The following is a 25865-nucleotide window of genomic DNA, read 5'->3' on the forward strand; positions in this document are numbered from 1 at the left end:
CGCTGCTCAGGACACCATGAGCAGCGCGCCCTCCCGCCATTTCAGGACCTTGTCGAAGCTCACGACCGCGCCCCGGCCCGGCCGGTTGGCGAACTGGACGTGATCGGCGAGCTGCTCGATCAGACCGAGCCCTCGCCCGCTCTCCGCCATGACGGGGGGCTGCCCGGCGGACGTATGCACGGCGGCCGGCTGGGCCGCCGGGTGGTCCACGGCCGGGCAGACCACTTCCCGGTGGGCCGGTGGCCGCTGCGCGGCAGCGGGCGGCCGGCCGGCCGGACGGTCGGCGGACGGGTGTGCGGCGGTGCGAAGCGCGCGCCGGGTGGGGAAACCGGGCCCCGAATCGGCGACTTCGATACGGCATTTCTCGCCGTCCAGATAAGCGGTGACCCGATACTGCCCGGAGGCCGTAGCGGAGGGCCGGTCCCCCGGAGGACGTGGCCCGGACATATCACCGGCACCCTCGGCATCAGTGGCGTCCCAGCGTTCCCCGCCGTGCTCCACGGCATTCGCACAGGCTTCGGTGAGCGCGACCGACAGGTCGTACGAGATGTCCGGATCGACGCCTGCGGTTTCCATGGTGCCGAGAAGAAAACGACGGGCGAGCGGAACGCTCGCAGCTTCGCGCCGCAAATGGAGTGACCACCACATGCTCATGCTCCAGCCTCCTGGCTGCGGCTCGACATACCCATACGTATTGCCGCGCAGTGCCCTTCGTAAGCACGGATCGGCTGTGATAGCACTCATTCGGCGGATGCGAATGTTCCGTATACCGGCTAGGGCCGCCCCTGGACTCGGCGCCCCAGCCCACCCGAACAGGCACTCCCCAGCCCACCCGAACAGGCACAACAGTCACCGATGACGCAAGAAACCGACCTTCCGGACCTGCCTGACGCGGGCCATACACGCAGTGCGATGATGACCCGGCCATGTCTATGCCCGTCGCACGCGCCGGAGCCGGTCTGCGGCTCATGAGGGCCGCGGTGTTCACCGCGGTCTGCGTCGTGCTGTCCGCGGCCGGCCACGCGCTCGCCTCGTGCGCGGTCGTCCCGTGGTGGACCCTGCTCGCCGGTTTCCTCGGGCTCTTCGCGGTCGTGGTGCCGCTCGCCGGGCGCGAGCGTTCACTCCTGTCGATCGCCGCCGCACTCACCGGCGGACAGCTCGCTCTGCACATCCTGTTCGGACTCGGCAGCCACGGCGCGAACACCGCGACGGCCTCCGCGGCCGGGACGGACAGCGACGCGCTCATCCGCTTCGCCGCCGGGCTGCTGTGCGGCGAGGGACCGGCCCGGCTGAACGCCACCGAGGCCCACCGCATCGTCACCACCGCCGGCATCGACCCGGCGACCCTGGCACAGGGCCACGCACACCCCGCGGCGTCCGACCCGACCGCACTGACCGGCCTCGCCGGACTCGCGGAATCGTCCGGAATGCTGCCGAGCCTGCCCATGCTCCTCGGGCACCTTCTGGCCGCACTCGCCACCGGCTGGCTGCTGCGCCGGGGCGAGGTCGCACTGTTCGATCTCACCCGGCTCTCGGTGCACGGCGCCCAGGAGCTCGTGGCCGGCGCCCGGCTGCGTGCTCTGCGCGCCGCGCTCTCGCTCGTACGCGCCCTGCTCGCCGGCCTTCCCGGACGGCGGACGACCGGGCCGCTCCTTCCCCGTACCGCTGCGGACGCACCTGCGCCCGCCACCGGGAACCCGTTGCAGCACATGGTGATCAGGCGCGGGCCTCCCGCCGTATACGTACGCGCAGCCTGACGCGACACCCTGCGCCCGGATCACTCCGGCGTGGCCCGGATCACCGGGGGAAGAGGTGTCGCGATGCCGTCGCGCACCGCGCGCCGGACCACCTATTCCTCCTGCCTGTGGAGATCCCTGCCATGAACGTTTCACGTCTCGCCATCGCCGGCGGCATCGCCGCGTCCACCGTCCTGCTGTTCGTCGGCCCCGCCGCCGCGCACGTCAGCGTCCAGCCGCAGGGCGAGGCCGCCAAGGGCGGCTACGCCACCATCAACTTCAAGGTGCCCAACGAGCGCGACGACGCCTCCACGGTCAAGCTCGAAGTGAACTTCCCGACCGAGCACCCGCTGTCATCGGTCAGCCCGCAGGCGGTGCCGGGCTGGAAGATCAAGGTCGACAAGACCAAACTGGACAAGCCCCTCGACGTACACGGCAAGAAGATCACCGAAGCCGTCTCGAAGGTCACCTGGACCTCGGACGGCAGCGAGATCGCCCCGGGCTACTTCCAGCAGTTCCCGCTCTCGGTCGGCCAGCTCCCCGAGGACGCCGACCAGCTCGTCTTCAAGGCCCTCCAGACGTACGACAACAAGGAAGTCGTCCGCTGGATCGAGGAGCCCGCCGCAGGCGGCGAAGAGCCCGAGAGCCCGGCCCCTGTCCTCAAGCTGACCGCCGCTTCGGCCGACGCGCACGGCGCTGCCGCCGCCGACGACAAGAACGCCCACGCCCACGCCACGGACGACAAGGCCGCCGAGGACACGAAGGCGTCCGCCGCCCCGGCGTCGGCCGACACCAGCGACAACACCGCCCGGATCCTGGGCGTCGTCGGCATCGTCGTCGGCATCGCCGGTGTCGCGTTCGGTGTACTCGCGGGACGCCGCCGTACCGCCTGACGCCCAAAGCAGCACCCGGCTCCACAGACCAGGAAACAATTCTCCATGCGCACCAAGAAGACGATGCTGGCCGCGGCGCTCGCCGCCGCGGCCGCACTGACGCTGTCGGCATGCGGCAGCGACACCGACTCGGCCAAGCAGCCCGTCGCCGATGTCTCCATGGACACCAGCACCAAGGCCGCGACCGTACTCGACCAGCCTTTCACCAAGCCCGACCTCGTCCTCACGGACACCCACGGCAAGAAGTACGACCTCCGCGAGGAGACCAAGGGCAAGCCGACGCTCATCTACTTCGGCTACACCAACTGCCCCGACGTCTGCCCGCTGACCATGAGCAACATCGCGCTCGCCAAGCGCGCGCTGCCCAAGGCCGACCAGGACAAGCTCCAGGTCGTCTTCGTCACCACCGACCCCGAACGCGACACCCCGTCGTCCCTGGGCAGCTGGCTCAAGGCCCAGGACCCCGCCTTCACCGGACTCACCGGAGACTTCCCGACCATCCAGGCGGGCGCCCGGCAGATCGGCATCGGCATCGACCCGCCGAAGGTGGAGAAGGACGGCACTGTCGTCTCGATGCACGGCGCCCAGGTGATCGCGTTCTCCCCGAAGAGCGACAAGGGGTACGTGCTGTACGGCGAGGACACCACGTCCGAGGACTACACGAAGGACCTCCCGAAGCTCATCACGGGGGCGACCCCGTGAACCATCGCACGGTCCTCGCCGGCGTCCTGACCCTCACCACGGGGCTGACGCTGGCGGGGTGCTCCTCCGACAGCAAGCCGGAACTGAAGGTGGTCGGCGCCTTCATGCCGCAGCCCATCAGCGATATGGCCGCCGGGTTCCTCGTCGTACGGAACAGCGGGGACGCCGCCGACCGGCTCACCTCCGTGACCAGTCCGCTCTCGGACAACGTCACGATCCACGAGACGAAGAACCAGACCATGCGCATGGTCAGTTCCTTCGAGGTGCCCGCCGGCGGCGAGCTGGATCTTGAACGCGGTGGCAGCCACATCATGTTCATGAAGCTCAAGCAGCGGCCCAGACAGGGCGAGAAGGTCTCCCTGGAGCTGCACTTCGAGAAGGCCGGCCCCATCAAGGTCGACGTTCCCGTGAAGGAGACCACCCACAACCCGAAGAAGCAGTGAGGGACTGACACACCATGACAGCCACCGCCCCGCGCTTCGGGCCGCATCCGATACGCCGGCCGCTCGCCGCCTTCGCGCTCCTCGCCACCCTGACCGGCCTGTTGTTCGGTCTGGTGCTGGCCGGCGCGAGCCCCGCGTCCGCGCACGCCGCCCTCACCGGGAGCGACCCGCAGGCCGGGGCGGTCGTCGACACCGCGCCCGAGGACGTCACGCTCACCTTCTCCGAGCAGATCGCCATCGGCGACGACTCGATCCGCGTCCTCGACCCCGACGGACGGCGGGCGGACGACGGTGCGCCACGTGAGGTGGGGAGCGGCGGCGCCGTCCAGTACGGCGTCCGGCTCCTCGCGGGTCTGCCCGACGGCACCTACACCGTGGCCTGGCAGGCCGTCTCCGCGGACAGCCACCCGGTCTCCGGCGCCTTCACGTTCTCCGTCGGCGCCCCCTCGGAAACCACCGTCGCGCTGCCCTCGGGCGGGGCCGGCGGCGGTCTGGTCGGCACGCTCTACGGCATCGCGCGCTACGCCGCGTACGCCGGATTCATCGTGCTGGCAGGTGGCGCGGCCTTTGTGCTGGCCTGCTGGCGGCGTGGGGCGGGCGAGCGCCCGCTGCAACGCCTCGTCGTGCGCGGCTGGATCACCCTGACGGCCGCCACGCTGGTCATGCTGGTGCTGCGCAACCCGTACACCGGTTCCGGCAGGCTCTCGGACGCCTTCGATCTCAACGGTCTGCAGGCCGTGCTCGACACCAAGCCGGGGGCCGCGCTGGTCTCCCGGCTGCTGCTGCTCGGCGCCGCCGCGCTGTTCGTCGCCGTCCTGTTCGGCGGGTACGCCAGGCGCGAGGACGAGACGGAGCAGAAGGACCTCACCTTCGGTCTCGCCATCGGCGGCACGGTCGTCGCCGCCGGTATCGCCGGCACCTGGGCCCTCGCGGAACATGCGTCCACGGGCATCCAGCCGGGCATCGCCATGCCGGTCGACGTTCTGCACCTGCTGGCCGTCGCCGCCTGGCTGGGCGGCCTCGCCGCGCTGCTGGTCGCCCTGTACCGGACGCCCTCGGTCGAGAGCTCCGCCGTACGACGCTTCTCCAGTGTGGCGTTCGTGAGCGTGGTCGTCCTCGCCGCGACCGGGATCTACCAGTCCTGGCGCCAGGTCGGCTCGTGGTCCGCGCTGACCGGCACCCGGTACGGGCAGCTCCTGCTCGTCAAGGTGGCCCTGGTGGCCGTGCTCGTCGGTGTCGCCTGGATCTCCCGCCGCTGGACCTCCCGGCTGACGGAGAGCGCGGAGGACGCGGAGGTCGCGGAGGACGCAGAGAGCCCTGAGGACGGCGAGCCGGTCGTGGTGACGGCGGGGACGGGTGCTGAGGGCGTCGCCCCCGATCGCGCCGCCCAACTCGCCCGTCAGCGTGCCGCCCTGACGGCCACCAGGAAGAAGCGCGTCCGTGATGCCGACCCGGACCGCTCGGGGCTGCGTCGCTCGGTACTCACGGAGGCCGGCATCGCTGTCGTCCTCCTCGCGGTCACGACCGTGCTGACCTCCACCGAGCCGGGACGTACGGAGGAGGAAGCCTCCCGCAGTACGGCCGCGGCAACCGTTCCGGCGACCGGGACCCCGGTCAATCTGAGCATGCCGTTCGACACCGGCGGCCGGGACGGCAAGGGAACCGTACGGCTGGACATCGAACCCGGCCGCATCGGCGCCAACCAGCTGCACATCTGGGTCGACGGGGCGAACGGCCAACCGCTGGACGTACCCGAGGTGAAGGTGGCCCTCACGCTGAAGTCCAAGGACATCGGCCCGCTGCCGGTCGTCCCCGACCACCTCGCCGACGGCCATTGGACGGCCGACGGCATACAGATCCCGATGGCGGGCGACTGGACGATCTCCGTGACCGTACGGACATCGGACATCGACCAGACGACCATCGACAAGAACGCCAAGATCGGCTGAGCAGGTTGAGCAAGAACATGAAGGACGAGGCCCCGAAGGCCGCGAGAAGCGACTCCGGCACGAGTACGGCCGGTACTTCCGGCGACTCCGGTACTTCCGGCGACTCCGGTGCCGTCTCCCGGCGGCGGCTGCTCGGCACCGCCGGAGCCGCCGGAGCGACCGGCCTCGTGCTGGGCGCGGCGGGCGGTGCCGCGGGATACGCAGCTACCCGCCCCGATGACCCGGCGGCGCTGACCACCGTCGGGTCGACCCGGGCAATGTTTCACGGGAAACATCAACCGGGGATCACCACTCCGCTTCAGGCCCGCGGCCATCTGATCGCCTTCGACCTGGCGCCCGGCGCGGGACGCAAGGAGGCCGCCGCGCTGATGCGCCGCTGGTCGGCCACGGCCGAGCGGCTGATGGCGGGCCGTCCGGCGGAGGACGGGGCCGGTCACGACACCGGGATCGCGCTGGACGCCGGGCCGTCCTCGCTGACGGTCACCTTCGGCTTCGGCCGCACCTTCTTCGAACGTACGGGCCTGACCAGCCGTCGGCCCGCCGGCCTCGACCCGCTGCCGCCCTTCTCCTCCGACCACCTCGACGCCAGGCGCTCCAACGGTGACCTCTGGGTGCAGATCGGTGCCGACGACGCGCTCGTCGCCTTTCACGCGCTGCGCGCCATCCAGAAGGAGGCCGCCGCGACGGCCCGGGTGCGCTGGCAGATGAACGGCTTCAACCGCACCCCGGGCGCCACCGACCGGCCGAAGACCGCCCGCAATCTGATGGGCCAGATCGACGGCACCGGTAACCCGAAGCCGTCCGACAGCGATTTCGACCAGCGGATCTTCGTACCGTCGGGCACCGGGACCGGCACCACCTCAGCCGACTCCGGTCCGGCGTTCGACTGGCTCGCGGGCGGCTCGTACGCCGTCGTCCGGCGCATCAGGATGCTCCTCGACGACTGGGAGAAGCTCCCGGTAGACCGGCAGGAGCGGGTCATCGGACGCCGTAAGGCTGACGGCGCACCGCTCAGCGGCGGCACCGAGACGGCCGAGATGGACCTCGACAAGGCCGGACCCGACGGCCGCCTGCTGATCCCGGACAACGCGCACGCCCGGATCTCCTCCCCCGAGAAGAACGGCGGCGCTGCCATGCTGCGGCGCCCCTTCTCGTACCACGACGGCATCGCGGCGGACGGCACTCCGGACGCCGGTCTCCTCTTCGTCTGCTGGCAGGCGGACCCCTTCCGCGGCTTCGTGCCGGTGCAGCGCAAGCTCGACCGGGGCGACGCGCTCTCGCCCTTCATCCGGCACGAGGCGAGCGGCCTCTTCGCTGTGCCGGGCGGCGCCGCGAAGGGTGAATACGTGGGGCAGCGGCTGCTGGAGTCCTGACGGCTGCCCGGCCGCATTCTGAGACAGCGCGGCCCCTTGCGCACGGCGCATTAGGGTGACCGTATGTCAGCCACGCGCTACGCCTATCTCGGCCCCGAAGGCACCTTCACCGAGGTCGCCCTCCGTACGCTCCCGGAAGCCGCCACCCGCGAGCTCGTCCCGATGGTCTCCGTACCGGCGGCTCTGGACGCGGTACGCAGCGGCGAAGCGGCGGCAGCGCTCGTACCGATCGAGAACTCCGTCGAGGGCGGGATCACCGCGACGCTCGACGAGCTGACCACCGGCGAACCGCTCATGATCTACCGCGAGGTGCTGCTCTCCATCACCTTCGCGCTGCTGGTGCGTCCCGGGACCAAGCTGACCGACATCAAGACGGTCACCGCGCACCCGGCCGCGCAGCCGCAGGTACGCAACTGGATGGCGGCCCATCTCCCGAAGGCCGTGTGGGAGTCGGCCGCGTCGAACGCGGACGGCGCGCGGCTGGTCCAGGAGGGGCGTTACGACGCCGCTTTCGCCGGAGAGTTCGCCGCGGCGACCTACGGTCTGGAACCGCTGGTGACGGAGATCCACGACGCCGAGAACGCCCAGACGCGCTTCGTCCTGGTGGGCCGCCCGGCCAGGCCGTCGGCGCCGACCGGTGCGGACAAGACCTCGGTGGTCATCTGGCTCGGTGACGACCACCCCGGTGCGCTGCTCGAACTCCTCCAGGAGTTCGCGGTCCACGGGGTCAACCTGATGCTGATCCAGTCCCGGCCGACCGGCGAGGGCATCGGCAACTACTGCTTCGCCGTGGACGCCGAAGGGCACATCGCGGAGCGGCGGGTCGGTGAGGCGCTCATGGGGCTGAAGCGCATCTGCCCGAACGTGCGGTTCCTGGGTTCGTATCCCCGGGCCGGAGTGACGGCCGAGGACGTACGCGCGCTGCGCGCGGGGACCTCGGACACGGACTTCACCGAGGCATCCGACTGGCTGGCCCGCAGCCAGGACGGCCGGGTCTGAGGCAACACCGGCCCGGCTGAGCCGGGCGGCGCCCCGGTCAGGGGTGTCCTGTGCGTTGCCCACCGGTCCTACCTGCAGATTTTCGTTTGCCCACAGAGTTATCCACAGGCCGACGCCTCGACCTGGGGACAAGTCGACACCACAGTGCGACATGGTCGACAAATCGGCTCAGGGGTATCAGATCAGTCCACAGAGCCACAGGTCGCCGCGTGTCACCCCAATTGCATTGATCAACTCTTTAGAGCATCGAATTCCCACCCGAATGAGTGTGTGAACCGCGCTTGAACGGGGAATCCATGAGCCTTCATGCGGCTTTCGGAACGATCTCTTCCGGTGTCCACAGATCTTCCTCACAGCCTGTGGATAACTAAATCGAACCGCACTCACCTGTGGACAACACGGGGGTTCCGTCCCCCAACTCCCGCCTCGCGCAAGCCCGGTGCGTCAAGGAGAACGGACGGGTTGAACCCTTTTCGGGGGAATGGGTTCGTTTATTGACCGCGCCGGCCACGCCCTGTCCGGCGATTCCCCTCCAGGATTATCAATTCCGGGCAATTCGGGCAAAATGACACGCTCATCGATATCGGTTCGAGCGGGGGAACCCCACACCGGTAGCCTTGAGGGGTGATTGACCTTCGCCTGCTCCGTGAGGACCCCGACCGTGTTCGCGCCTCCCAGCGCGCCCGTGGAGAGGACGTCGCGCTCGTCGACGCCCTTCTCTCCGCCGACGAGCTGCGCAGGTCGTCCGGCGTCCGCTTCGACGAACTCCGCTCCGAGCAGAAGTCGCTCGGCAAGCTGATCCCCAAGGCAACCCCGGACGAGCGTGCCGAGCTGCTGAAGAAGGCCGATCAGCTGAAGACCGAAGTCAAGGCGGCCGACGCCGCCCAGGACGAGGCCGACGCCGAGGCCAAGCGACTGCTCCTCCAGCTCGGCAACATCGTCCACGAGGACGTTCCCGTGGGCGGCGAGGAGGACTTCGTCGTCCTCGAGACGCACGGCACCATCCGCGACTTCGGGGCCGAGGGCTTCGCCCCGAAGGACCACCTGGAGCTCGGCGAGGCGCTGGGCGCCATCGACATGGAGCGCGGAGCCAAGGTGTCCGGCTCGCGCTTCTACTACCTGACGGGCATCGGCGCGCTGCTCGAACTCGCGCTGGTCAACGCCGCGATCGCGCAGGCCACCGAGGCCGGCTTCATCCCGATGCTGACGCCCGCGCTGGTCCGCCCGCGCGCCATGGAGGGCACCGGCTTCCTCGGCCAGGCCTCCGCGGACGTCTACCACCTGGAGAAGGACGACTTCTACCTGGTCGGCACCTCCGAGGTCCCCCTCGCCGCGTACCACATGGACGAGATCGTCGAGGCCGACAAGCTGCCGCTGCGGTACGCGGGCTTCTCGCCCTGCTTCCGCCGCGAGGCCGGCACGTACGGCAAGGACACCCGCGGCATTTTCCGCGTCCACCAGTTCGACAAGGTCGAGATGTTCTCGTACGTCGATCCGGCGGACGCCGAGGCCGAGCACCGGCGGCTCCTCGACTGGGAGAAGCAGTGGCTCACCGCGCTGGAACTGCCCTTCCAAGTGATCGATGTCGCCTCGGGCGACCTGGGGGCCTCCGCCTCCCGCAAGTTCGACTGCGAGGCGTGGATCCCGACGCAGGGCAAGTACCGCGAGCTGACCTCCGCCTCGAACTGCGACGGTTTCCAGGCGCGCCGCCTCTCCGTCCGGATGCGCGACGGCAAGAAGGTCCAGCCGCTGGCCACGCTGAACGGCACGCTCTGCGCCGTACCGCGCACGATCGTGGCGATCCTGGAGAACCACCAGCTGGCCGACGGTTCGGTGCGGGTGCCCGAGGTGCTGCGCCCGTACCTCGGCGGACGTGAAGTCCTGGAGCCGGTCTCCAAGTGACGGCCTTCCCGTACAAGCTCATCGCGACCGACCTCGACGGCACGCTGCTGCGTGACGACGACACGGTCTCCGAGCGCACGCGCGAGGCGCTGGCCGCAGCCACCGCGGCCGGCGCGGCGCACATCATCGTCACCGGACGCGCGGTCCCGTGGACCCGGCACATCCTGGACGACCTGGGCTACGAGGGCCTCGCGGTCTGCGGTCAGGGCGCGCAGGTCTACCACGCGGGCGAGCACAAGCTGCTGACGTCGCTCACCCTGGACCGGCAGCTCGCCGGTCTGGCGCTGTCCAAGATCGAGGCGGAGGTCGGTCCGCTGGCGCTGGCCGCCAGCCGTGACGGGCTCGAAGGCGAGGTGCTGGTCGGGCCCGGTTACCGGGTGCAGGAGGGACCGCTGCCCGCCGTCTTCGTGGACGATGCCGCCGAGATGTGGACCGCCCCGCTGAACAAGGTCTACATCCAGCATCCGGAGCTCGGCGACGACGCGCTGGCGAAGGCCGCCCGGGAGGCGGTCGGCAGTCTGGTGGACGTGGTCATGGCGGGTCCGGGCGTGGTGGAGATCCTGCCGCTGGGACTGAGCAAGGCGACGGGGCTGTCCCTGGCCGCCCGTCGGCTGGGCCTGAAGGCCGCGGACACGCTGGCCTTCGGCGACATGCCGAACGACATCCCGATGTTCGGCTGGGCGCGGCACGGTGTGGCCATGGCGAACGCGCACGACGATCTGAAGGCCGTGGCCCACGAGATCACCGCGTCGAACCAGCACGACGGCATCGCCGTGGTGCTGGAGGAGCTTCTCAGGACAGGGCGCTCCTGACGCTCGGGGAAGCCGACCGGCCCGTTGCGGCCGGCGGCGTCCCACCGAATGTCTGCGGCGGAGGATGCGCGGATCGAACGCGCGCGAGGTTTCACGACCCCGACGACGGCTTAGCAAGCCGCTGCCTTACCACTCGGCCAATCCTCCGGGCGGGTGGCCGCGCGATGCGCGTGAAGGGCCACCCGGGGGTCCTGCTGCGAGCGGTTCGGCGGATTAGCTGATGTGGGCTATTCCGGGACCGGCTGCGGACCACCCTGCTGGGAACTCGACGGACTCGGACTCTCGGTCATCGTCGCGCTCCTCCCCGGTCCTTGGCTTACGTATCCGTGCGCGCTGTTCCCCTACTGTGCCGCGGGGCGCGCCCCGTGTGCCACCGATTAACTCGCGATCCGCGCCCGTGCGACGGAGCCGGGGCGGACCGCGAGCTGTCGGGTGCCGGGGTTCAGGTCAGCCGCGCAGATCCTTCAACTGCTGCGCGAGGCCGTCCATGCGCGTGTCGATACGGACGATGCCCTGAGAGACATCCGAGAGCTTGACGCTGATGGCGCCGACGACCTGGTACGTGACATCCAGCTTCCGGTCGAGGCTGTCGAACCGCTCCGACATCCTGCCGAGCACCGGTCCGAGCTCCTGGAGCGCGCTGCCGACACCGGCGAGGCAGCCTTCGATGCCGGTGACGCGCTGATCCAGCGATCGGTACGCCACCCTCAGCTCCTCCTCGGCATCGAGCAGGTACGTACGCACGCACCTCGCGATGTCGCTGTCGCGAAGAAGCATGGCGACGTTGAGCACGGTTCTGCGGGTGAAGAGCCGCAGCTGAGTGGCAGCCTGTGGATAACTTTCCGGGGCCTCCTCAGTCCAAAGCGACTTCATGTCGCTTTGGAAGGTCCGCAGCTCAGAGCCACGGAGGATCCGCAGCCCGTTCTCGTTGAGTTCCGGCTGATGCCGGTCGGTCAGCCTCCTGACAGAGGTTGTGGATACTTCGAAGTAGCGCGCGACATCCTCTGTGCGAACGTGAATTCCGTCCGGGAGCATGACAAGACTCTTGACCTTGTCGAGAACGTCGACGTGCCCCATCCGCTCGACGCGCAGGGCGCGTGATTCGAGCAGGGCGACTTCCGTGGGCATATGGGCATCCCTTTCGCGGGAACGGCGATGAACGGCCCTGTCCCCGGGCTTCAGGGGTGGAGGACGCTCACGGTTGCCACTCACTCAATGACCGACCCGGCCGGCGCTGCCCCTCACCGGTGTCGGCGATCCCCGAATTCACGAAAGCTCGACGCCACGGATTCCCACTGCCTCCACGCACCCTGGCCAACGAGCCGATAACCGTACAGTTACGCGTACCACTGTCCGTTCATAGGACACAGAACAACCCCCGCCCATCGGACGGGGGTTGCACAGTTCCAAAGCGGGTCGGCTCACTCCTCGCCGGCGAGCTTCAGTGCCCGCAGCTTCTGGCCCGCGTACCAGGTGGCGGCCACCGTGATGCCCGCCAGCAGCACCGTCGCCAGCGGCAGTCCGACGTCCGAGGTGATCGCGCCCGCCCCGCCCACCTTCTCGGCGACCGCGAGGGACCACTGCTGCACACTGAGCGTCCGCGCGCCCGGCACCAGGCTGCCGAAGAGCGCCTCCCACACGAGCGCGTACACCAGGCCGAACACGACCGCGTGCCGGCTGACCGTACCGAGCAGCAGGAACAGCGCGCTGTACGCGATCGAGGCGACCAGCGCCGCGATCGTGTAGGCCACGGCGATCTGCTGACCGTTGCCGTTGAGGATCAGGCCCGCGATCAGGGTCGGCAGAGCCGAGAACACCATCGTGACGGCGATGGCCACGATCAGCTTCGTGACGATGATCGTCGGACGCTTCACCGGCTTCGCCAGGAGGTAGACGATCGAGCCGTCGTCGATCTCGGGCCCGATCGCTCCGGTGCCCGCGATGACACCGATCAGCGGAACCATCGTGGCGAGGGCGAAACCGCCCAGCACATTGGCGGCGACCTGGTCATCGGCCCCCGCGAACACCCGGACCGCGACGGCGATGACGACCAGCAGCACGGGCAGGATCAACAGAATGGCAGCCCGGCGCCGGCCGAGCAGGGCCCGGTAGGTGAGCCGAGCGACTGTGGGGTCGTACATGACGCTTCACAGCTCCTTTCAGGCCACTACTCAGGCCGCTACGAGATAGGAAAAGACCGATTCGAGGGACTCGTCGGACGGCGAAACGGTCAGCAGCCGGATGCCGTGTTCGCGTGCCACCTTCGGCAGCAGCGCGGTGAAGCGCCCGAAGTCGACGGCCTGGATCCGCAGGGCCCGTTCGCTCAGGTCGACCTCGATGCCCGCGGTGGACGGGTCGGCGATGAGCGCGGCAGCGAGTGCACGGTCGTCGCTGGACCGTACGAGATAGCGGTGCGGCCGGTCCGTCATCAGTCGGCGGATGCGCCGGAAGTCACCCGAGGCGGCGTGCCGGCCGGCCACGATCACCTCGATGTGCGAGGCCAGTTGCTCGACCTCTTCGAGGATGTGCGACGAGAACAGGACCGTACGGCCCTCCGCGCCCATCCGCCGCAACAGCTCCATCAGCTGCATACGCTGCCGCGGGTCCATCCCGTTGAACGGCTCGTCGAGCAGCAGCACGGACGGCTCGTGGACCAGCGCCGACGCCATCTTCACGCGCTGGCGCATGCCCTTGCTGTACGTCGAGATCTTGCGGTCCTGCGCGTGCTCCATCTCGACGGTGGCCAGGGCCTTGCGCGCCGCCTCGTCGCCGAGCCCCTGCAGTTCGGCATTGGCGACGACGAACTCGCGGCCGGTCAGGAAGTCGTACATCCCTTCCCGCTCGGGCACGATGCCGATCTCCTTGTAGACCGCCTCGTTGCGCCAGATCGTCCTGCCGTCGAGCGTGACCTCGCCCGTCGACGGGGCGAGAAACCCGGCCATCATGTTGATCAGCGTGGACTTTCCGGCGCCGTTGGGGCCGAGCAGACCCGTGACACCCGGGCCCACCGTCATGCTGACGTCGTTGACGGCGACCACATTGCCGAACCAGCGCGAGGTGTGGTCGATCTCGATGGTGGTCACAGCCCGACCTTCCGGTAGCGGCGCATCAGCACGGCGTAGGAGCCGGCGACGAGCGCGAGAACAACGATCAGGTACGCCACTCCGGCACCGGCTCCCGGGCCTTCCCCTCCGGGGAAGGCGGAGGTGGCGCCGAGGAACGCGGTCTGGACACCGTCGATCAGCGTGATCGGCGAAAAGAGCCCCAGCCACGGCACCGCGCCGCTGGACCCCGTCTCCCAGGCGATGGCCTGGACCGTGGAGACCGCCCCGTAGGAGATGGTCAGTACGGCGATCACCGCGGCGACACCGAAGCCGCGGCGCGGGGTGAGGGCGGCCATCACCAGTCCGAGACCGGCGAACAGGACGGACAGCAGCGCCACCGACACCAGCCCCTGCCCGAATCCCTTGGTCTGGTCGGCGAAGTCGAACTTCGCGAGCAGCGAACCCGCGTACAGGATGACGAGCGGCGTCGCGGTGAGGATGAAGAGCGCCGAGGCCATGGCCGCGTACTTGGCGACCACGTAGTCGCCGCGTTCGATCGGCCGTGAGAAGTACAGGGGAATGCTCTTGAACCGCAGGTCCCTGGAGACGGACTGCGGTGCCTGTGCGGCGATGAAGAGCCCGATCACCGCCTGAAGGTAGATCGCGAACGCCGTGTACTTGATGGGCAGTTTCGTCATGTTGGGTGTGGCGATGGCGACCGCGACGATGATCAGTGCGACCAGGCACATCACCCCGCACAGCAGCATCGGGAGCACCTTGGACTTCGCGGAGCGGCCGAGCCCGAACGAGCCCCTGAGGGACTGCGAGAAGAGCGAGCGGCGCGCATAGGCGCGGCCCAGGCGCGGACCGTCGTAGGAGCGGTATCCGATGTTGTGGATGCGGGAGCTGTCGCCCCCGGTCACGGTCCCGGTCTCGGTGCTCATCACGAACCGCTCCCCTTCTGCGTTGCGGCGCCGACGGAGGCGGCGTGTGCCGCGCGGACCGCTTGCGGCGCCTCTTCGGTACGGAAGACCTCGGCGATGTGGTGGCGCCGCTGTTCCATCCGTACGAGGCCGAGTCCGAGCCCGGCGACGCTGTCGCGGACGATGTCGTACGTCTCCTCGCCGGTCGCTTCGACCAGGAGGATGTGGCCCGCCCCGGGCAGCCCTTCCGCGTCGAGGCCGTCGAGGCCGATCAGGGCGACGCCGGCCTCGTTGAGGACCTTGCGCAGCGCGGCGGTGCCGTCGGGGTGGGTGTCGTTGTCGGTGACCTCGACCGCGAGGGTCGTGGTGGTCTGGGTGAAGTCGCTGGTGGAGCTCGATCGCAGCAGGGCGCCGCCGTCGACGACGACCACGTGGTCGCAGGTGCGCTCGAGTTCACCCAGGAGGTGGGAGGTGACGAGCACGGAGATGCCGAAGTCGGTGTGGATGCGGCGGATGAGGTCGAGCATCTCGTCGCGGCCGACCGGGTCCAGGCCGTTGGTCGGCTCATCGAGCAGCACCAGCTGCGGGTCGTGGACGAGTGCCTGGGCCAGCTTCACGCGCTGTTTCATGCCGGTCGAGTAGCCACCGATGGGCCGGTAGCGCTCCTCGTACAGACCGACGTGGCGCAGCGTGTCGGCGGTGCGCTCGCGCGCCGCCGTGGGAGGTAGCCCGGACATCCGGGCCATGTGCACGACGAACTCGGTCGCCGAGACGTCGGGCGGCAGGCAGTCGTGCTCGGGCATGTATCCGACGCGCTCCCGGATGGCGGCGCCACTGGTGGCGACGTCGAGCCCGAGCACCGCGGCCCGGCCTTCGGTGGCGGGGGACAGACCCAGCAGGATCTTGATCAGTGTGGACTTGCCGGCCCCGTTGGAACCCACCAGGCCGGTTACGCCGGGTCCGATGTCCAGGGTGAGCCGGTCAAGCGCGGTCACCCGGGGGAACCGCTTGCTCAGGCTTTCGGTCACGATCACAGTCACGTCTTCGAAGGTAGTGGCGTGGACCACAGCGGTCGTCAGACCTGACGGCTGTATCCGCGTCAGACTCCAGGCGTACGGACCCGTAGGGGGACCCCACAAGGGAGGACGTCAGGATTCCGCTCCGGCCCGCTCCCACAGTTGTCCACAGGCCTCCGCGCACCCCTTGACGTAGCCGCCGGACATTGTCACATTCATCAGTGTCACGTTACGGGCACGTACCGCACACGTCAGGGAACGGACGGTCGCATGACCTCGGCAGCGAAGGACGAAAAGGCCCCGGAACTGCGGGGGTTCAGAGAGGTGCAACGCCTCGCGTACGACTGCGCGGAGGCGGTCGCCGCTCAGCTCAGGCCGGGGGTGACGGAGCGCGAGGCCGCGCGGATGCAGCGCGACTGGCTGCGCGAGCGCGGTGTGCGGGACTGGTTCCACCTCCCGTTCGCCTGGTTCGGGGACCGCACGGCGTTCGCGGGCTTCAAGGTGCCGCTGCAGTTCTTCCCGACCAACCGGAAGCTCGAGCCGGGGATGCCGTTCATCCTCGACATGGCCCCGGTCTACAAGGGATTCACCGCGGACATCGGCTATTCCGGCTGTCTCGGGCTCAGCCCGCTGCACGACAGGCTGCTGGCCGATCTGGAAGTCCACCGCGAGCTGATTCTGCGCGAGGTCCGAGAGCGGCGCTCCCTGCGCGAGATCTACGAGGACGTGGAACGCCTCATGATCAGACAGGGGTACGCGAACCGGCACCGGGCGTACCCCTTCGGCGTCATCGCCCACAAGGTCGACCGCGTGACCGAACGGCGCTGGTCACCGCATGTCTTCGGATTCGGCACCCAGTCACTCAAGGGGCTCGCGAGCGACGCCCTGCACGGCCACCGGGACGGCTGGTCGCCGCTGTGGAGCCCGTACCGCTTCTCCGACCACCTGCCGCAGCCGGGGCTGTGGGCGGTCGAACCGCACCTCGGATTCCGGGGTACGGGTGCGAAGTTCGAGGAGATCCTGGTCGTCACCGACTCCAAGGACCCCGAACAGAGCGCGTTCTGGCTCGACGACGATCTGCCGCACGTGCGGCGCTGGGCAGAGGAGAAGGTGGCGGCATGAAGCTGCGTGAAGCGCGCGAGCGCTGGGTCCGCACGGGCGGAATCGAGCTGTGCGTTGCCGAGTTGGGCGACGCCTCCAGTCCGACGGTCGTGCTGGTGCACGGCTACCCGGACAGCAAGGAGGTCTGGTCGGAGGTGGCTTCACGGCTGGCCGAGGAGTGGCACGTCGTGCTGTACGACGTACGCGGCCACGGCAGGTCGACGGCTCCCTCTCCCCTGCGGGGCGGTTTCACGCTGGAGAAGCTCACGGACGACTTCCTGGCCGTCGCGGACGCGGTGAGCCCCGACCGGCCGGTGCACGTCGTGGGGCACGACTGGGGTTCGGTGCAGGCGTGGGAGTTCGCCACGGTCAAGCGGACCGAGGGGCGAATCGCCTCCTTCACCTCCATGTCCGGCCCTTCGCTCGACCACTTCGGCCACTGGATCAAGCAGCGCATGAGCCGGCCCACGCCGCGCAGGGTCGGCCAGCTGATGGGGCAGGGCGCCAAGTCCTGGTACGTGTACATGCTGCATACCCCGGTCCTGCCGGAGCTCGCCTGGCGGGGGCCGCTCGGCAAGCAGTGGCCGCGGATACTCCAGCGCATGGAGAAGGTGCCCGCGGACGGCTATCCGACACCTTCGCTGCCCCAGGACGCCGCACACGGGGCCTGGCTCTACCGTGACAACGTCCGCCCCCGGCTGCGCAGGCCCCGGACCGACGCGTACGCACATGTTCCGGTCCAACTGATCACTCCGACCGAGGACTTCTTCCTCTCCGAGTCGCTCTACGACCAACTGGAGCTGTGGGCTCCGCAGTTGGTACGCCGGTCGTTGCCGGCCAAGCACTGGGTGCCCCGCACCAGGCCGGACCAGCTGTCCGCCTGGATCAGCGAGTTCGTCACGGCCAACGAGACGGCGCAGCGGGACGGCCTGCCGGTGCAGGGTCCCGTGGCGACCGGGGCCCACGCCGACCGGTTCGGCGGGCAGCTGGTCCTGGTGACAGGGGCGGCCGGGGGGATCGGCCGGGCCACGGCCTTCGCGTTCGCCGAGGCGGGCGCCCGGGTGGTGGCGGTGGACCGCGACGGGGAGGGAGCGGCCCGGACGGCGGAGATGGCCCTGCTGATCGGCTCTCCGGCCGCCTGGGGCGAGACCGTCGACGTCAGCGACGAGCAGGCGATGGAGAAGCTCGCCGAAAAGGTCGCCCGGGAGTACGGCATCGTCGACGTGCTGGTCAACAACGCGGGGATAGGTCTGTCCGGCTCCTTCCTGGAGACGACGAGCGAGGACTGGAAGAACGTCCTCGACGTCAATCTGTGGGGGGTCATTCACGGTTGCCGGATCTTCGGCAAGCAGATGGCCGACCGCGGCCAGGGCGGCCATATCGTCAACACGGCCTCCGCGGCGGCCTACCAGCCCTCGCGGGCCCTGCCCGCGTACAGCACGTCCAAGGCGGCCGTGCTGATGCTCAGCGAGTGCCTGCGGGCCGAGCTGGCCGAGAAGTCCATCGGGGTCAGCGCGATCTGCCCCGGCATCGTCAACACCAACATCACGGCGACCACGCGGTTCGCCGGCACGGACGCGGCGGAGGAGAAGCGCCTCCGGAGCCGGACCAGCAGGCTCTACGGGCTGCGGAACTACCCGCCGGAGAAGGTCGCCGACGCGATCCTCAAGGCCGTGGTGCGCAATCAGGCCGTCGTGCCGGTCACCCCGGAGGCCAGGGGTGCCCTGCTGCTGTCCCGGGTGAGCCCCGGGGTGCTGCGCGGCATCGCCCGTCTGAAGCCGCCGCTGTGACCGGGGGCGGGAGCGTGCCGTCGGCCACGGAGAGCCGGCCGGCCACCGAGTACCGGATCGAGGACCTGGCCCATGCCAGCGGTGCCACGGTCCGCACCATCCGCGCCTACCAGGACCGCGGGCTGCTGCCCACACCGGAGCGGCGCGGCCGGGCCAACGTCTACCGGTACACGCACCTGGCCCGGCTGCGGCAGATCGCAGATCTCCTGGACCGCGGCTACACCCTGGCCAGCATCAAGGAGTTGCTGGAGGCGTGGGACGCGGGTCGCGGTCTGGGCGGAGTGCTCGGCCTGGTCGCCGAGGTGCACGGCCCGTGGACCGACGAGGAGGAAGGCCGGATCACCCGCGCCGAACTCGACCTGCGGTTCGGTTCGACGCCGGACGAGGCGGCCGTCGACGAGGCGGTGGCTCTCGGTGTGCTCGAACGCGTCCCAGGCAAGGAGGACGAGTTCCTGGTGCCGAGCCCACAAGAGCTGTCGGTGGCAGTGGAGTTGTACGCGGCAGGGGTGCCGCTCTCCGCAATCTCCGGTCATCTGCGGGAACTTCGGGGCCAGGTCGAGCACATCGCCTCCCGTTTCCTGGAGTTCACCACCGAGCATGTCTTCGCCCGCTATCTCGGTCATCGTCCACCGACGGATGCCGACGCGGCGGAAGCGGCGTCGATGGTGCGGCGGCTCCGCCCGCTCGCCCAGCAGACGGTCGACGCGGAACTGGCCCGTGCGATGCGCCTGTTCGCCACCCGGCACCTGCATCACCATCTGGGCTCCGAGGAGCTGACCGACGACGACGCGCCCCGTCCCGTGCTCCTGCCGGCCGAAACAATGCGCGCTGTGCAGGCACTGGTTGGCGCGGAGCGCGTGGAGGCGTTCGTTGCGACCGCCACCGAACGCGAGGTACAGGCCCGGACATTGGACGCTCTAGCGGCATCTCACGCAAAAGACACGTAAGTTGACCAAATAGCCTTTCTCGCCCACTACTTGTCCACAGAATCGCCAAACCGCCTGTGGATAACCGCAGTTGGCTGTGGATCAAACCTGCGCGCCGCCCTTACTCCCAGAAAGATCCGACGGGGAAAGAGGGGGAAGAAATCGGGTGCGCCGGGACGTGTGCCTTGGGCACCCTGACCGGATGGATGAAGGACGCACCGTCAAGGTGTCCAAATACCTTTCGCGCCACCTCAGGCACCAGCCGGAACGCATCGGCATCACACTCGACGCCCAGGGCTGGGTGCGGATCGACGATCTCCTGCGGGCGACGGCCCGGCAGGGATTCGCCGTCACCCGCAGCGAGCTCGACCATGTCGTCGCGGCCAACGACAAACGGCGCTTCACCGTGGACGGCGACCGCATCCGGGCGAACCAGGGCCACACCGTCCCCGTGGACCTCGGACTGCCCCCGGCCGAGCCGCCCGCGTACCTCTACCACGGGACTGTCGCCCATGCCCTGGACTCGATCCGCGCCGAAGGGCTGCGCCCCATGGACCGCCACCATGTCCACCTCTCACCGGACCGCGAGACGGCGACCCGTGTCGGCGCCCGTCGCGGCCGGCCCGTCGTCCTGGCGGTGGACGCGGGGGCGATGCACCGGGCGGGTCACACCTTTCACGTCAGCGCCAACGGGGTCTGGCTCACCGACGCCGTACCACCGGAGTTCCTGCGTATGCGCGACTGAGCGGGTGCGCCCGGCTGAGCGCGGAGCTACCGCGCCAGGTTGCCGAGGCCCTTGCGGAGATCGTCGAGGTTCATGACCGGTTGGATGCTGACCTTGGCCCCTGCCAGGAAGAACGGCTCGGAGATCGGGGGCATCTGGGCGGACTCCTCCATGTCGAAGACGAGCATGCAGGTGCGGTCGCCCTCCACCGGCGTGAAGTAGGCCGCTTCGGGCTTGAGGGTTTCCACGATGTCGTCGATGAGCTTGGGCAGCGTTCCGTCGGAGACGGCGCGGTTCGCGCGCTCGGTGTCCATCCGAGCGGTGAGCAGCATCCTCATGGCGCTTCATCCTTCCGGTGAACAGCGCCCGGCGCCGTGCGCTCACGCGCGGGGAGTGACCGGCCGCGTCCCTTTCCAGCCTCGCCCCCCGGGTCCGGGGCGGCAACCCCGCCCGGGTCCGGGGCGGCAACCCCGCACCGACACCTGCGCCGCACCCCTGCACCACAGCCCGACGACTCAGCCGTATCGTCGCATGTATGCATTTGAGCACCCTCATCCTGCCCATCCACCGCTGGAGCGAAGGCCGGAAGGTCTGGCAGCGGGCCGAGAACCTCGGTTTCCACGCCGCGTACACCTACGACCATCTGGCCTGGCGGACCTTCCGCGACGGGCCCTGGTTCGGTGCGGTCCCGACGCTTACCGCCGCGGCTGCCGCCACTGAGCGGATGCGCCTCGGCACCCTCATCACCTCGCCCAACTTCCGTCATCCGGTGACGCTCGCCAAGGACCTCATCACGCTCGACGACGTATCCGACGGACGCATCACCCTCGGGATCGGCGCCGGGGGCAACGGCTTCGACGCCACGACACTGCGCCGGACCGACGAGGACCCGTGGACGCCTCGCGAACGTGCCGACCACTTCGCCGAGTTCGTCCCGCTGCTCGATCAGCTGCTGCGGGAGCCCTCGGTCACGTACGAGGGCGAGTTCTATACGGCCAACGAGGCCCGGAACATCCCCGGTTGTGTGCAGCGCCCACGGCTCCCCTTCGCGATCGCCGCCACCGGCCCGCGCGGGCAGAAGCTCGCCGCGCGGTACGGCCAGGGGTGGGTGACCACCGGTGATCCGAAGCTGTACGAGACGGGTACGCCGGAGCAGTCCGTGGCTGCCCTGCGCCGGCAGCTCGACGGGCTCGTCGCAGCAGGCGCCGCGGTCGGCCGGGACACCACGGAGCTGGACAAGATCCTTCTCACCGGCTTCACCCCGGACCGCCCACTGGACTCCTTCGACGCGTTCGTGGACTTCGCGGGAACACACTTCGAGCTGGGGTTCACCGAGATCGTGCTCCACTGGCCGGTCCCCGGCTCCGATTTCGCCGCCGACGAGAAAGTCTTCGAGCGGATCGCCACCGAAGGACTGGCCCAGCTCGGCTGACATTCCGTCCATGTATCCCCGGGCACATGCCGCTGACATGTTCTGCTGCTCAGAGGCGTGTGCCCCTCACATGTGCGCCCCTCCGCACACCCGTGCACTCCCGTACGGGAGAATGACCCTGTGACCTCAGCTACCGACTCGCCCCTGCCTGCCGTAACCCGGCTGATCGCCACCGACCTGGACGGCACACTGCTGCGCGACGACAAGACCCTGTCGGACCGCACGGTCGCAGCCCTCGCGGCGGCCGAGGAGGCCGGGATCGAGGTCTTCTTCGTCACCGGCCGCCCCGCCCGATGGATGGACGTCGTCAGCGACCACGTCCACGGTCACGGCATGGCGATCTGTGCGAACGGCGCAGCCGTCGTCGATCTGCGTGCCGACGGCAAGCCGCTCATGGTCCGGCCGCTGGAGCGGGACGCCGCCCTCGCGGCCGTCCGTACGCTGCGCGAGGTCGCCCCGGGCACCTCGTTCGCCGTCGAGTTCACCACCGGCATCCACTACGAACCGGCCTATCCGCCGTTCCACCTGGACCCGGGTGCCACCGTCGCCGTCGCCGAGAAGCTGCTCCAGGCGGAGTCCCCGGGCTCCGGCGCCCCGGTGCTGAAGCTCCTGGCCCACCACGCCGAGCTGGCCCCGGACGCGTTCCTCGCGCTGGCCCGCAGCGCCGCCGGCGACCTGGCCTCCATCACCCGGTCCAGCCCCACGGCCCTCCTGGAGGTCAGCGGACCGGGTGTCTCCAAGGCCAGCACCCTCGCGCTCTGCTGCGCCGAGCGCGGCATCGATCCGGCCGAGGTCGTCGCGTTCGGTGACATGCCCAACGACGTGGAGATGCTGGGCTGGGCGGGCGCCTCGTACGCGATGGGCAACGCCCACCCCGACGCGCTGGCCGCCGCTTCCGGCAGGACCGTCACGAACAACGAGGACGGCGTGGCCGTCGTCATCGAGCGGATTCTCGCCGCCCGCTGACCGCCCCTCAGTGGTGGCCGCCGCCCGGCGGCCCGCCCGTCAGAGCGTCACGCCGTGCTCGCGCAGCCAGCGCACCGGATCGACGCCCGACCCGAGAAGAGGCGTGAGCCGCACCTCGAAATGAAGGTGCGGCCCGGTCGAGTTCCCGCTCGTTCCCGACTGTCCGACCCACTGCCCCGCCCGGACCCGTTCCCCCTGGTCCACCGTGACGCCCGCCAGATGTGCGTATTGCGTGTAGTAGCCGCCCGGGTGCCCCACCACGACCTCGACGCCGAACGCGCCGCCGCAGGAGACCGAGACCACCCGGCCCTCGCCGACCGAGCGCACCGGCGTGCCGATGCCCACGGCGAAGTCCTGCCCGGTGTGCCGGCTCGCCCAGTGCTCGCCGACGCTGTCGAATCCCGCCGAGAGCGCGTACTTCTCCACCGGCGCCACCCAGCTCGGCCCACTGTCCCACCCGCCCGGCTGCTCGATCCGTACGGCGCCGGCGCACTTCCCCGCCGCGACACTGCGGTCCGCCTCGCTCTGGAGCTGCTGCTGCGCTGACGCCAGCTTGGCCGCGATGCCGCGTTTGACCGCGGCCAGCCGCACAAGGGCGCTGTCCAGGGTGTGCCAGGCGGACCTGGCCCTGCGCTCTCCGTCAGCCAGCGTGCGTTCGGCGTGCTGAGCGCGTTCCAGCAGACGGGTCACGGCCCTGTCGGCCTGCCAGGCCAGTTGGCGGCCTCGCAGCAACTCCTGGGGATTGTCGGCGAGCAGCAGTTGCGCGGTGTACGAGAAGCCGACACCGCCGGTCCGGTACTCGGCGCGGGCGACCCGGCCGAGGTCCGAGTGGATCGCCGCGAGTACGCGCCGCTGCCCGGCGAGGAGCCCGTCGAGGCGCACGGCCTTCGCCCGCTGCGCCACCGATGCGCGTCTGCCCTTCTCGTACGTATCGGTGGCCTGCGCCGCCTCTTGGAACAGCCGGGCGACCACGACCCCCGTAGCAAATCCGGGCATCGGCCCGGACCGAGGATCGAACGACGGACCGGGCGCCGGACCAGGTACCGGACCAGGTACCGGATCGACCCGCGCAGCGGACAGCGGCACGGCCGGAACCGGCACGGCCATCGCGCCCGGCCCGGGCGCCGCCGACAGGACGGCCAGGGCCGACAACGCGCAGAGCAGCAGCACGACCAGCCGCTCGCGCCGCCGACGGCAGCGGCGTTTCCGGCGACAATGACACAGCACAGCGGAAGGCATTACCGGATCGTCACACCGGCCGGCCCCGAATCCCGGGACCCCGAGGTGTCGTACGGCCAACCGGCCTACCTCGGCGCAGCCGCCGGGCCGGCCGCCGGACCGGTCGCAGAGCGTGCCGCCGGGCCCGATTCCGGAGCACAGCCCTCAGAGGGGCGCCTCCCACACCACCGTCGCACCGCCCCCGTCCTCCCCGATCCCGGGGCCGAACCAGCTCGCTCCGCCCAGTGACTCCGCGCGGCGGGCCAGGTTGCGCAGACCACTGCGCCGCCCGCCCTCCGGGATGCCCACGCCGTCGTCGGCGACCGAGAGACGTACCCCTTCGCGCCCGTCCGGCAGGGTGACGGTCGCGTCGACGACCACATCGATCAGGGAAGCACCGGCATGCCGGAACGCGTTGGACAGTGCCTCGCGCAGGGCCGCGAGGAGGTTCTTCCCGGTGAGTTCACCCACGAGTGAATCGACCGGGCCGACGAAGTGGTGCGAAGGCTTGAAGCCCAGCGGCACGGCGGCCATGTTGATCTCCCGCAGGACGCGGGTGCGCAGCCCCGAAGGCGCCTCGGCCGGTTCCTGCTGGAGCGCGAAGATGGCCGTCCGGATCTCCTGGATCGTCACGTCCAGCTCGTCGACGGCCCGCCCGACCCCGGTCTGCAACTCGGGCACCACCGACCTGCGCTGAGCGCTCTCCAGCATCATTCCGGTGGCGAACAGCCGTTGGATGACAAGGTCGTGGAGGTCACGGGCGATCCGGTCCCGGTCCTCGTACACCGCGAGCCGTTCGCGGTCGCGCTGCGCCTCGGCCATCATCAGCGCGAGTGCGGCCTGCGAGGCGAACTGGGTGGCGAGCGTCCGCTCCGACTCGGTGAAGGGGCGTTCGCCCCGGCCTCGCGGGGTGGCGAGCGCGCCGAGCACCCGCCCGCCGCTGTGCAGGGGCAGCAGCATGATCGGGCCGAACCGGTCGGCCAGCCTCGTGACCATGCGCCCGTCGGAGGCCGAGTCGTCCACGAAGACGGCCTGACCGTCGAGGAGCATCGCCACGACGGGGCTCTCCGGCGGAATGATGACTCCCAGCGAATCGGACGGGTCCTCGGCGGAGACCGCGACGATCTCCAGCCCGCCCTCCGCCGTCGGCAGAAGCACGATCCCCGCTGCGGAATCGGCGAGACGACGGGCCTGTTCCGCGACGACCGACAGCGCGTCGTCGGCGTCACCACCGGAGAGGAGCGCGGTCGTGACGGCCACCGAGCCGTCGATCCACCGCTCGCGCTGCCGCGCCGCCTCGTACAGCCGGGCGTTGCCGATGGCGATCCCGGCCTCGGTGGCGAGCACTCGCACCATGTGCAGGTCGTAGTCGTTGAACTCGGTCGCGCCGTGCTTCTCCGCCAGATAGAGATTGCCGAAGATCTCGCCCTGTACGCGGATCGGCACCCCGAGGAACGTACGCATCAGCGGATGGGCGGGCGGAAATCCGGCGGACCTCGGGTCGGCGGCCAGATCGGCCAGCCGGAGCGCTACGGGATCGTGGATCAGCGCGCCGAGGAGCCCCTTCTGCCCGTCGGGCCGGTGTCCGATCTCCCGGGCCACGTCCTCCGGCACTCCGTAAGTGACGAAGTCGGACAGTCCCTCCCCGGTGTCGTCGACGACACCGATGGCGGCGTAGCGGGCACCGGCGAGCTCGGCCGCGGTCTCGCAGATGCGGTCGAGAGTGGTGTGCAGTTCCAGGCCGGTGCCGACCGAACGCATGGCCTCCAGCAGTTGCGGGACGCGGGCGGTGAGTTCGGTGGAGAGACCCTGCAGGCTGCGCGTCGCCCGGGTCGCGGCTTCGAGTGAGTCCTTCGGGTCCGGCTCTGCCATGCACCGAGCCTAATAAGTCCCATTTGGCGAGGAAAGTCGGGCAG

General features: G+C 69.8%; 24 protein-coding genes and 1 tRNA gene. 15 read left to right on the forward strand and 10 right to left on the reverse strand.

The window, feature by feature from the left end; all coding sequences use genetic code 11:
• Positions 1–6 precede the first annotated feature (6 nt).
• Positions 7–654 carry an ATP-binding protein gene (locus tag ACFT7S_RS14660; RefSeq protein WP_382731272.1) on the reverse strand — a complete coding sequence of 216 codons (648 nt, stop codon included), beginning with the start codon at positions 652–654 and terminating at the stop codon, positions 7–9.
• 272 nt (positions 655–926) lie between these two features.
• Here ACFT7S_RS14660 and ACFT7S_RS14665 point away from each other — a divergent pair, with 272 nt between their 5' ends.
• The 9 genes from ACFT7S_RS14665 (at position 927) to ACFT7S_RS14705 (ending at position 10809) form a co-directional block, all read left to right on the forward strand.
• Entirely contained in the window at positions 927–1757 is an 831-nt protein-coding gene (locus tag ACFT7S_RS14665; protein ID WP_382731275.1) for a hypothetical protein, read from the forward strand.
• Between the two features lie 122 nt (positions 1758–1879).
• On the forward strand, positions 1880–2629 hold the full coding sequence (locus ACFT7S_RS14670) for a YcnI family protein (protein ID WP_382731278.1): 750 nt from the start codon (positions 1880–1882) through the stop codon (positions 2627–2629).
• A gap of 63 nt (positions 2630–2692) precedes the next feature.
• The gene (locus tag ACFT7S_RS14675) at positions 2693–3331 is read left to right on the forward strand and encodes an SCO family protein (RefSeq protein WP_382731380.1); all 639 of its coding nucleotides are present in this window, start codon (positions 2693–2695) and stop codon (positions 3329–3331) included.
• Positions 3328–3774 carry a copper chaperone PCu(A)C gene (locus ACFT7S_RS14680; RefSeq protein ID WP_382731281.1) on the forward strand — a complete coding sequence of 149 codons (447 nt, stop codon included), beginning with the start codon at positions 3328–3330 and terminating at the stop codon, positions 3772–3774. The genes ACFT7S_RS14675 and ACFT7S_RS14680 overlap by 4 nt, the downstream gene beginning before the upstream one ends.
• A gap of 14 nt (positions 3775–3788) precedes the next feature.
• The gene (locus ACFT7S_RS14685; protein WP_382731282.1) at positions 3789–5723 is read left to right on the forward strand and encodes a copper resistance protein CopC; all 1935 of its coding nucleotides are present in this window, start codon (positions 3789–3791) and stop codon (positions 5721–5723) included.
• Positions 5724–5728: 5 nt separating this feature from the next.
• Positions 5729–7096, forward strand: a complete 1368-nt coding sequence (efeB, locus tag ACFT7S_RS14690) for an iron uptake transporter deferrochelatase/peroxidase subunit (protein ID WP_382731285.1) — start codon at positions 5729–5731, stop codon at positions 7094–7096.
• 63 nt (positions 7097–7159) lie between these two features.
• Positions 7160–8095 carry a prephenate dehydratase gene (pheA, locus tag ACFT7S_RS14695; RefSeq protein WP_382731287.1) on the forward strand — a complete coding sequence of 312 codons (936 nt, stop codon included), beginning with the start codon at positions 7160–7162 and terminating at the stop codon, positions 8093–8095.
• 624 nt (positions 8096–8719) lie between these two features.
• Positions 8720–9997, forward strand: a complete 1278-nt coding sequence (gene serS / locus ACFT7S_RS14700; RefSeq protein WP_382731289.1) for a serine--tRNA ligase — start codon at positions 8720–8722, stop codon at positions 9995–9997.
• Positions 9994–10809, forward strand: a complete 816-nt coding sequence (locus ACFT7S_RS14705) for an HAD family hydrolase (RefSeq protein ID WP_382731292.1) — start codon at positions 9994–9996, stop codon at positions 10807–10809. The genes serS and ACFT7S_RS14705 overlap by 4 nt, the downstream gene beginning before the upstream one ends.
• A gap of 58 nt (positions 10810–10867) precedes the next feature.
• On the opposite strand, the gene ACFT7S_RS14710 is transcribed toward ACFT7S_RS14705, so the two are convergent.
• The 6 genes from ACFT7S_RS14710 to ACFT7S_RS14735 form a co-directional block, all read right to left on the reverse strand.
• Positions 10868–10956 (reverse strand) — tRNA-Ser (locus ACFT7S_RS14710).
• Between the two features lie 300 nt (positions 10957–11256).
• Positions 11257–11937 (reverse strand): hypothetical protein, encoded by a 681-nt coding sequence (locus ACFT7S_RS14715; RefSeq protein ID WP_382731383.1) that lies wholly within the window; start codon positions 11935–11937, stop codon positions 11257–11259.
• Positions 11938–12230: 293 nt separating this feature from the next.
• Entirely contained in the window at positions 12231–12950 is a 720-nt protein-coding gene (locus ACFT7S_RS14720; protein ID WP_382731294.1) for an ABC transporter permease subunit, read from the reverse strand.
• Positions 12951–12980: 30 nt separating this feature from the next.
• Positions 12981–13892: an ABC transporter ATP-binding protein gene (locus tag ACFT7S_RS14725; protein WP_382731297.1), complete on the reverse strand. Its 912-nt coding sequence runs from the start codon at positions 13890–13892 to the stop codon at positions 12981–12983.
• Complete coding sequence (locus ACFT7S_RS14730) at positions 13889–14797, reverse strand: ABC transporter permease (protein WP_382731300.1); 909 nt, start codon at positions 14795–14797, stop codon at positions 13889–13891. Before ACFT7S_RS14730 ends, ACFT7S_RS14725 begins: the two co-directional genes overlap by 4 nt.
• Positions 14797–15843 (reverse strand): ABC transporter ATP-binding protein, encoded by a 1047-nt coding sequence (locus ACFT7S_RS14735; RefSeq protein WP_382731302.1) that lies wholly within the window; start codon positions 15841–15843, stop codon positions 14797–14799. Before ACFT7S_RS14735 ends, ACFT7S_RS14730 begins: the two co-directional genes overlap by 1 nt.
• A 219-nt stretch (positions 15844–16062) precedes the next feature.
• Between ACFT7S_RS14735 and ACFT7S_RS14740 the strand changes: the two genes are divergently transcribed.
• The 4 genes from ACFT7S_RS14740 to ACFT7S_RS14755 all read left to right on the forward strand — a co-directional run bounded on the left by ACFT7S_RS14740 (position 16063) and on the right by ACFT7S_RS14755 (position 20354).
• Entirely contained in the window at positions 16063–16914 is an 852-nt protein-coding gene (locus ACFT7S_RS14740) for a M24 family metallopeptidase (protein WP_382731305.1), read from the forward strand.
• A complete protein-coding gene (locus ACFT7S_RS14745) occupies positions 16911–18683 on the forward strand; it encodes an SDR family oxidoreductase (RefSeq protein WP_382731307.1) in 1773 nt (590 codons plus the stop codon). Before ACFT7S_RS14740 ends, ACFT7S_RS14745 begins: the two co-directional genes overlap by 4 nt.
• A gap of 14 nt (positions 18684–18697) precedes the next feature.
• Complete coding sequence (locus ACFT7S_RS14750) at positions 18698–19630, forward strand: MerR family transcriptional regulator (protein WP_382731309.1); 933 nt, start codon at positions 18698–18700, stop codon at positions 19628–19630.
• Between the two features lie 181 nt (positions 19631–19811).
• On the forward strand, positions 19812–20354 hold the full coding sequence (locus tag ACFT7S_RS14755) for an RNA 2'-phosphotransferase (protein WP_382731312.1): 543 nt from the start codon (positions 19812–19814) through the stop codon (positions 20352–20354).
• A 26-nt stretch (positions 20355–20380) separates the two neighbouring features.
• Here the strand turns inward: ACFT7S_RS14755 and ACFT7S_RS14760 are convergent, their stop codons facing one another.
• Positions 20381–20671, reverse strand: coding sequence for a hypothetical protein (locus ACFT7S_RS14760; RefSeq protein ID WP_382731314.1), 291 nt, complete (start codon positions 20669–20671; stop codon positions 20381–20383).
• 197 nt (positions 20672–20868) lie between these two features.
• On the opposite strand from ACFT7S_RS14760, the gene ACFT7S_RS14765 reads away from it, so the two are divergent.
• The gene (locus ACFT7S_RS14765; RefSeq protein ID WP_382731316.1) at positions 20869–21765 is read left to right on the forward strand and encodes an LLM class flavin-dependent oxidoreductase; all 897 of its coding nucleotides are present in this window, start codon (positions 20869–20871) and stop codon (positions 21763–21765) included.
• A 120-nt stretch (positions 21766–21885) separates the two neighbouring features.
• Entirely contained in the window at positions 21886–22731 is an 846-nt protein-coding gene (locus tag ACFT7S_RS14770; protein WP_382731318.1) for a Cof-type HAD-IIB family hydrolase, read from the forward strand.
• A gap of 39 nt (positions 22732–22770) precedes the next feature.
• On the opposite strand, the gene ACFT7S_RS14775 is transcribed toward ACFT7S_RS14770, so the two are convergent.
• Positions 22771–23970, reverse strand: a complete 1200-nt coding sequence (locus tag ACFT7S_RS14775) for a M23 family metallopeptidase (protein WP_382731320.1) — start codon at positions 23968–23970, stop codon at positions 22771–22773.
• Between the two features lie 144 nt (positions 23971–24114).
• Positions 24115–25821, reverse strand: coding sequence for a GAF domain-containing sensor histidine kinase (locus ACFT7S_RS14780; protein ID WP_382731323.1), 1707 nt, complete (start codon positions 25819–25821; stop codon positions 24115–24117).
• Between the last annotated feature and the right edge of the window lie 44 nt (positions 25822–25865).

The sequence above is a fragment of the Streptomyces sp. NPDC057136 genome (assembly GCF_042670885.1).
In the GTDB taxonomy this organism is placed as follows: Bacteria; Actinomycetota; Actinomycetes; order Streptomycetales; family Streptomycetaceae; genus Streptomyces.

What these genes read in the sequence shown, in the direction of transcription:
- ACFT7S_RS14660 (WP_382731272.1), bottom strand. Translation starts at nt 654, where the DNA reads ATGAGCATGTGGTGGTCACTCCATTTGCGGCGCGAAGCTGCGAGCGTT.
- ACFT7S_RS14665 (WP_382731275.1), top strand. Translation starts at nt 927, where the DNA reads ATGTCTATGCCCGTCGCACGCGCCGGAGCCGGTCTGCGGCTCATGAGG.
- ACFT7S_RS14670 (WP_382731278.1), top strand. Translation starts at nt 1,880, where the DNA reads ATGAACGTTTCACGTCTCGCCATCGCCGGCGGCATCGCCGCGTCCACC.
- ACFT7S_RS14675 (WP_382731380.1), top strand. Translation starts at nt 2,693, where the DNA reads ATGCTGGCCGCGGCGCTCGCCGCCGCGGCCGCACTGACGCTGTCGGCA.
- ACFT7S_RS14685 (WP_382731282.1), top strand. Translation starts at nt 3,789, where the DNA reads ATGACAGCCACCGCCCCGCGCTTCGGGCCGCATCCGATACGCCGGCCG.
- pheA (WP_382731287.1), top strand. Translation starts at nt 7,160, where the DNA reads ATGTCAGCCACGCGCTACGCCTATCTCGGCCCCGAAGGCACCTTCACC.
- ACFT7S_RS14715 (WP_382731383.1), bottom strand. Translation starts at nt 11,937, where the DNA reads ATGCCCACGGAAGTCGCCCTGCTCGAATCACGCGCCCTGCGCGTCGAG.
- ACFT7S_RS14720 (WP_382731294.1), bottom strand. Translation starts at nt 12,950, where the DNA reads ATGTACGACCCCACAGTCGCTCGGCTCACCTACCGGGCCCTGCTCGGC.
- ACFT7S_RS14730 (WP_382731300.1), bottom strand. Translation starts at nt 14,797, where the DNA reads ATGAGCACCGAGACCGGGACCGTGACCGGGGGCGACAGCTCCCGCATC.
- ACFT7S_RS14740 (WP_382731305.1), top strand. Translation starts at nt 16,063, where the DNA reads ATGACCTCGGCAGCGAAGGACGAAAAGGCCCCGGAACTGCGGGGGTTC.
- ACFT7S_RS14745 (WP_382731307.1), top strand. Translation starts at nt 16,911, where the DNA reads ATGAAGCTGCGTGAAGCGCGCGAGCGCTGGGTCCGCACGGGCGGAATC.
- ACFT7S_RS14755 (WP_382731312.1), top strand. Translation starts at nt 19,812, where the DNA reads ATGGATGAAGGACGCACCGTCAAGGTGTCCAAATACCTTTCGCGCCAC.
- ACFT7S_RS14760 (WP_382731314.1), bottom strand. Translation starts at nt 20,671, where the DNA reads ATGAGGATGCTGCTCACCGCTCGGATGGACACCGAGCGCGCGAACCGC.
- ACFT7S_RS14765 (WP_382731316.1), top strand. Translation starts at nt 20,869, where the DNA reads ATGCATTTGAGCACCCTCATCCTGCCCATCCACCGCTGGAGCGAAGGC.
- ACFT7S_RS14775 (WP_382731320.1), bottom strand. Translation starts at nt 23,970, where the DNA reads ATGCCTTCCGCTGTGCTGTGTCATTGTCGCCGGAAACGCCGCTGCCGT.
- ACFT7S_RS14780 (WP_382731323.1), bottom strand. Translation starts at nt 25,821, where the DNA reads ATGGCAGAGCCGGACCCGAAGGACTCACTCGAAGCCGCGACCCGGGCG.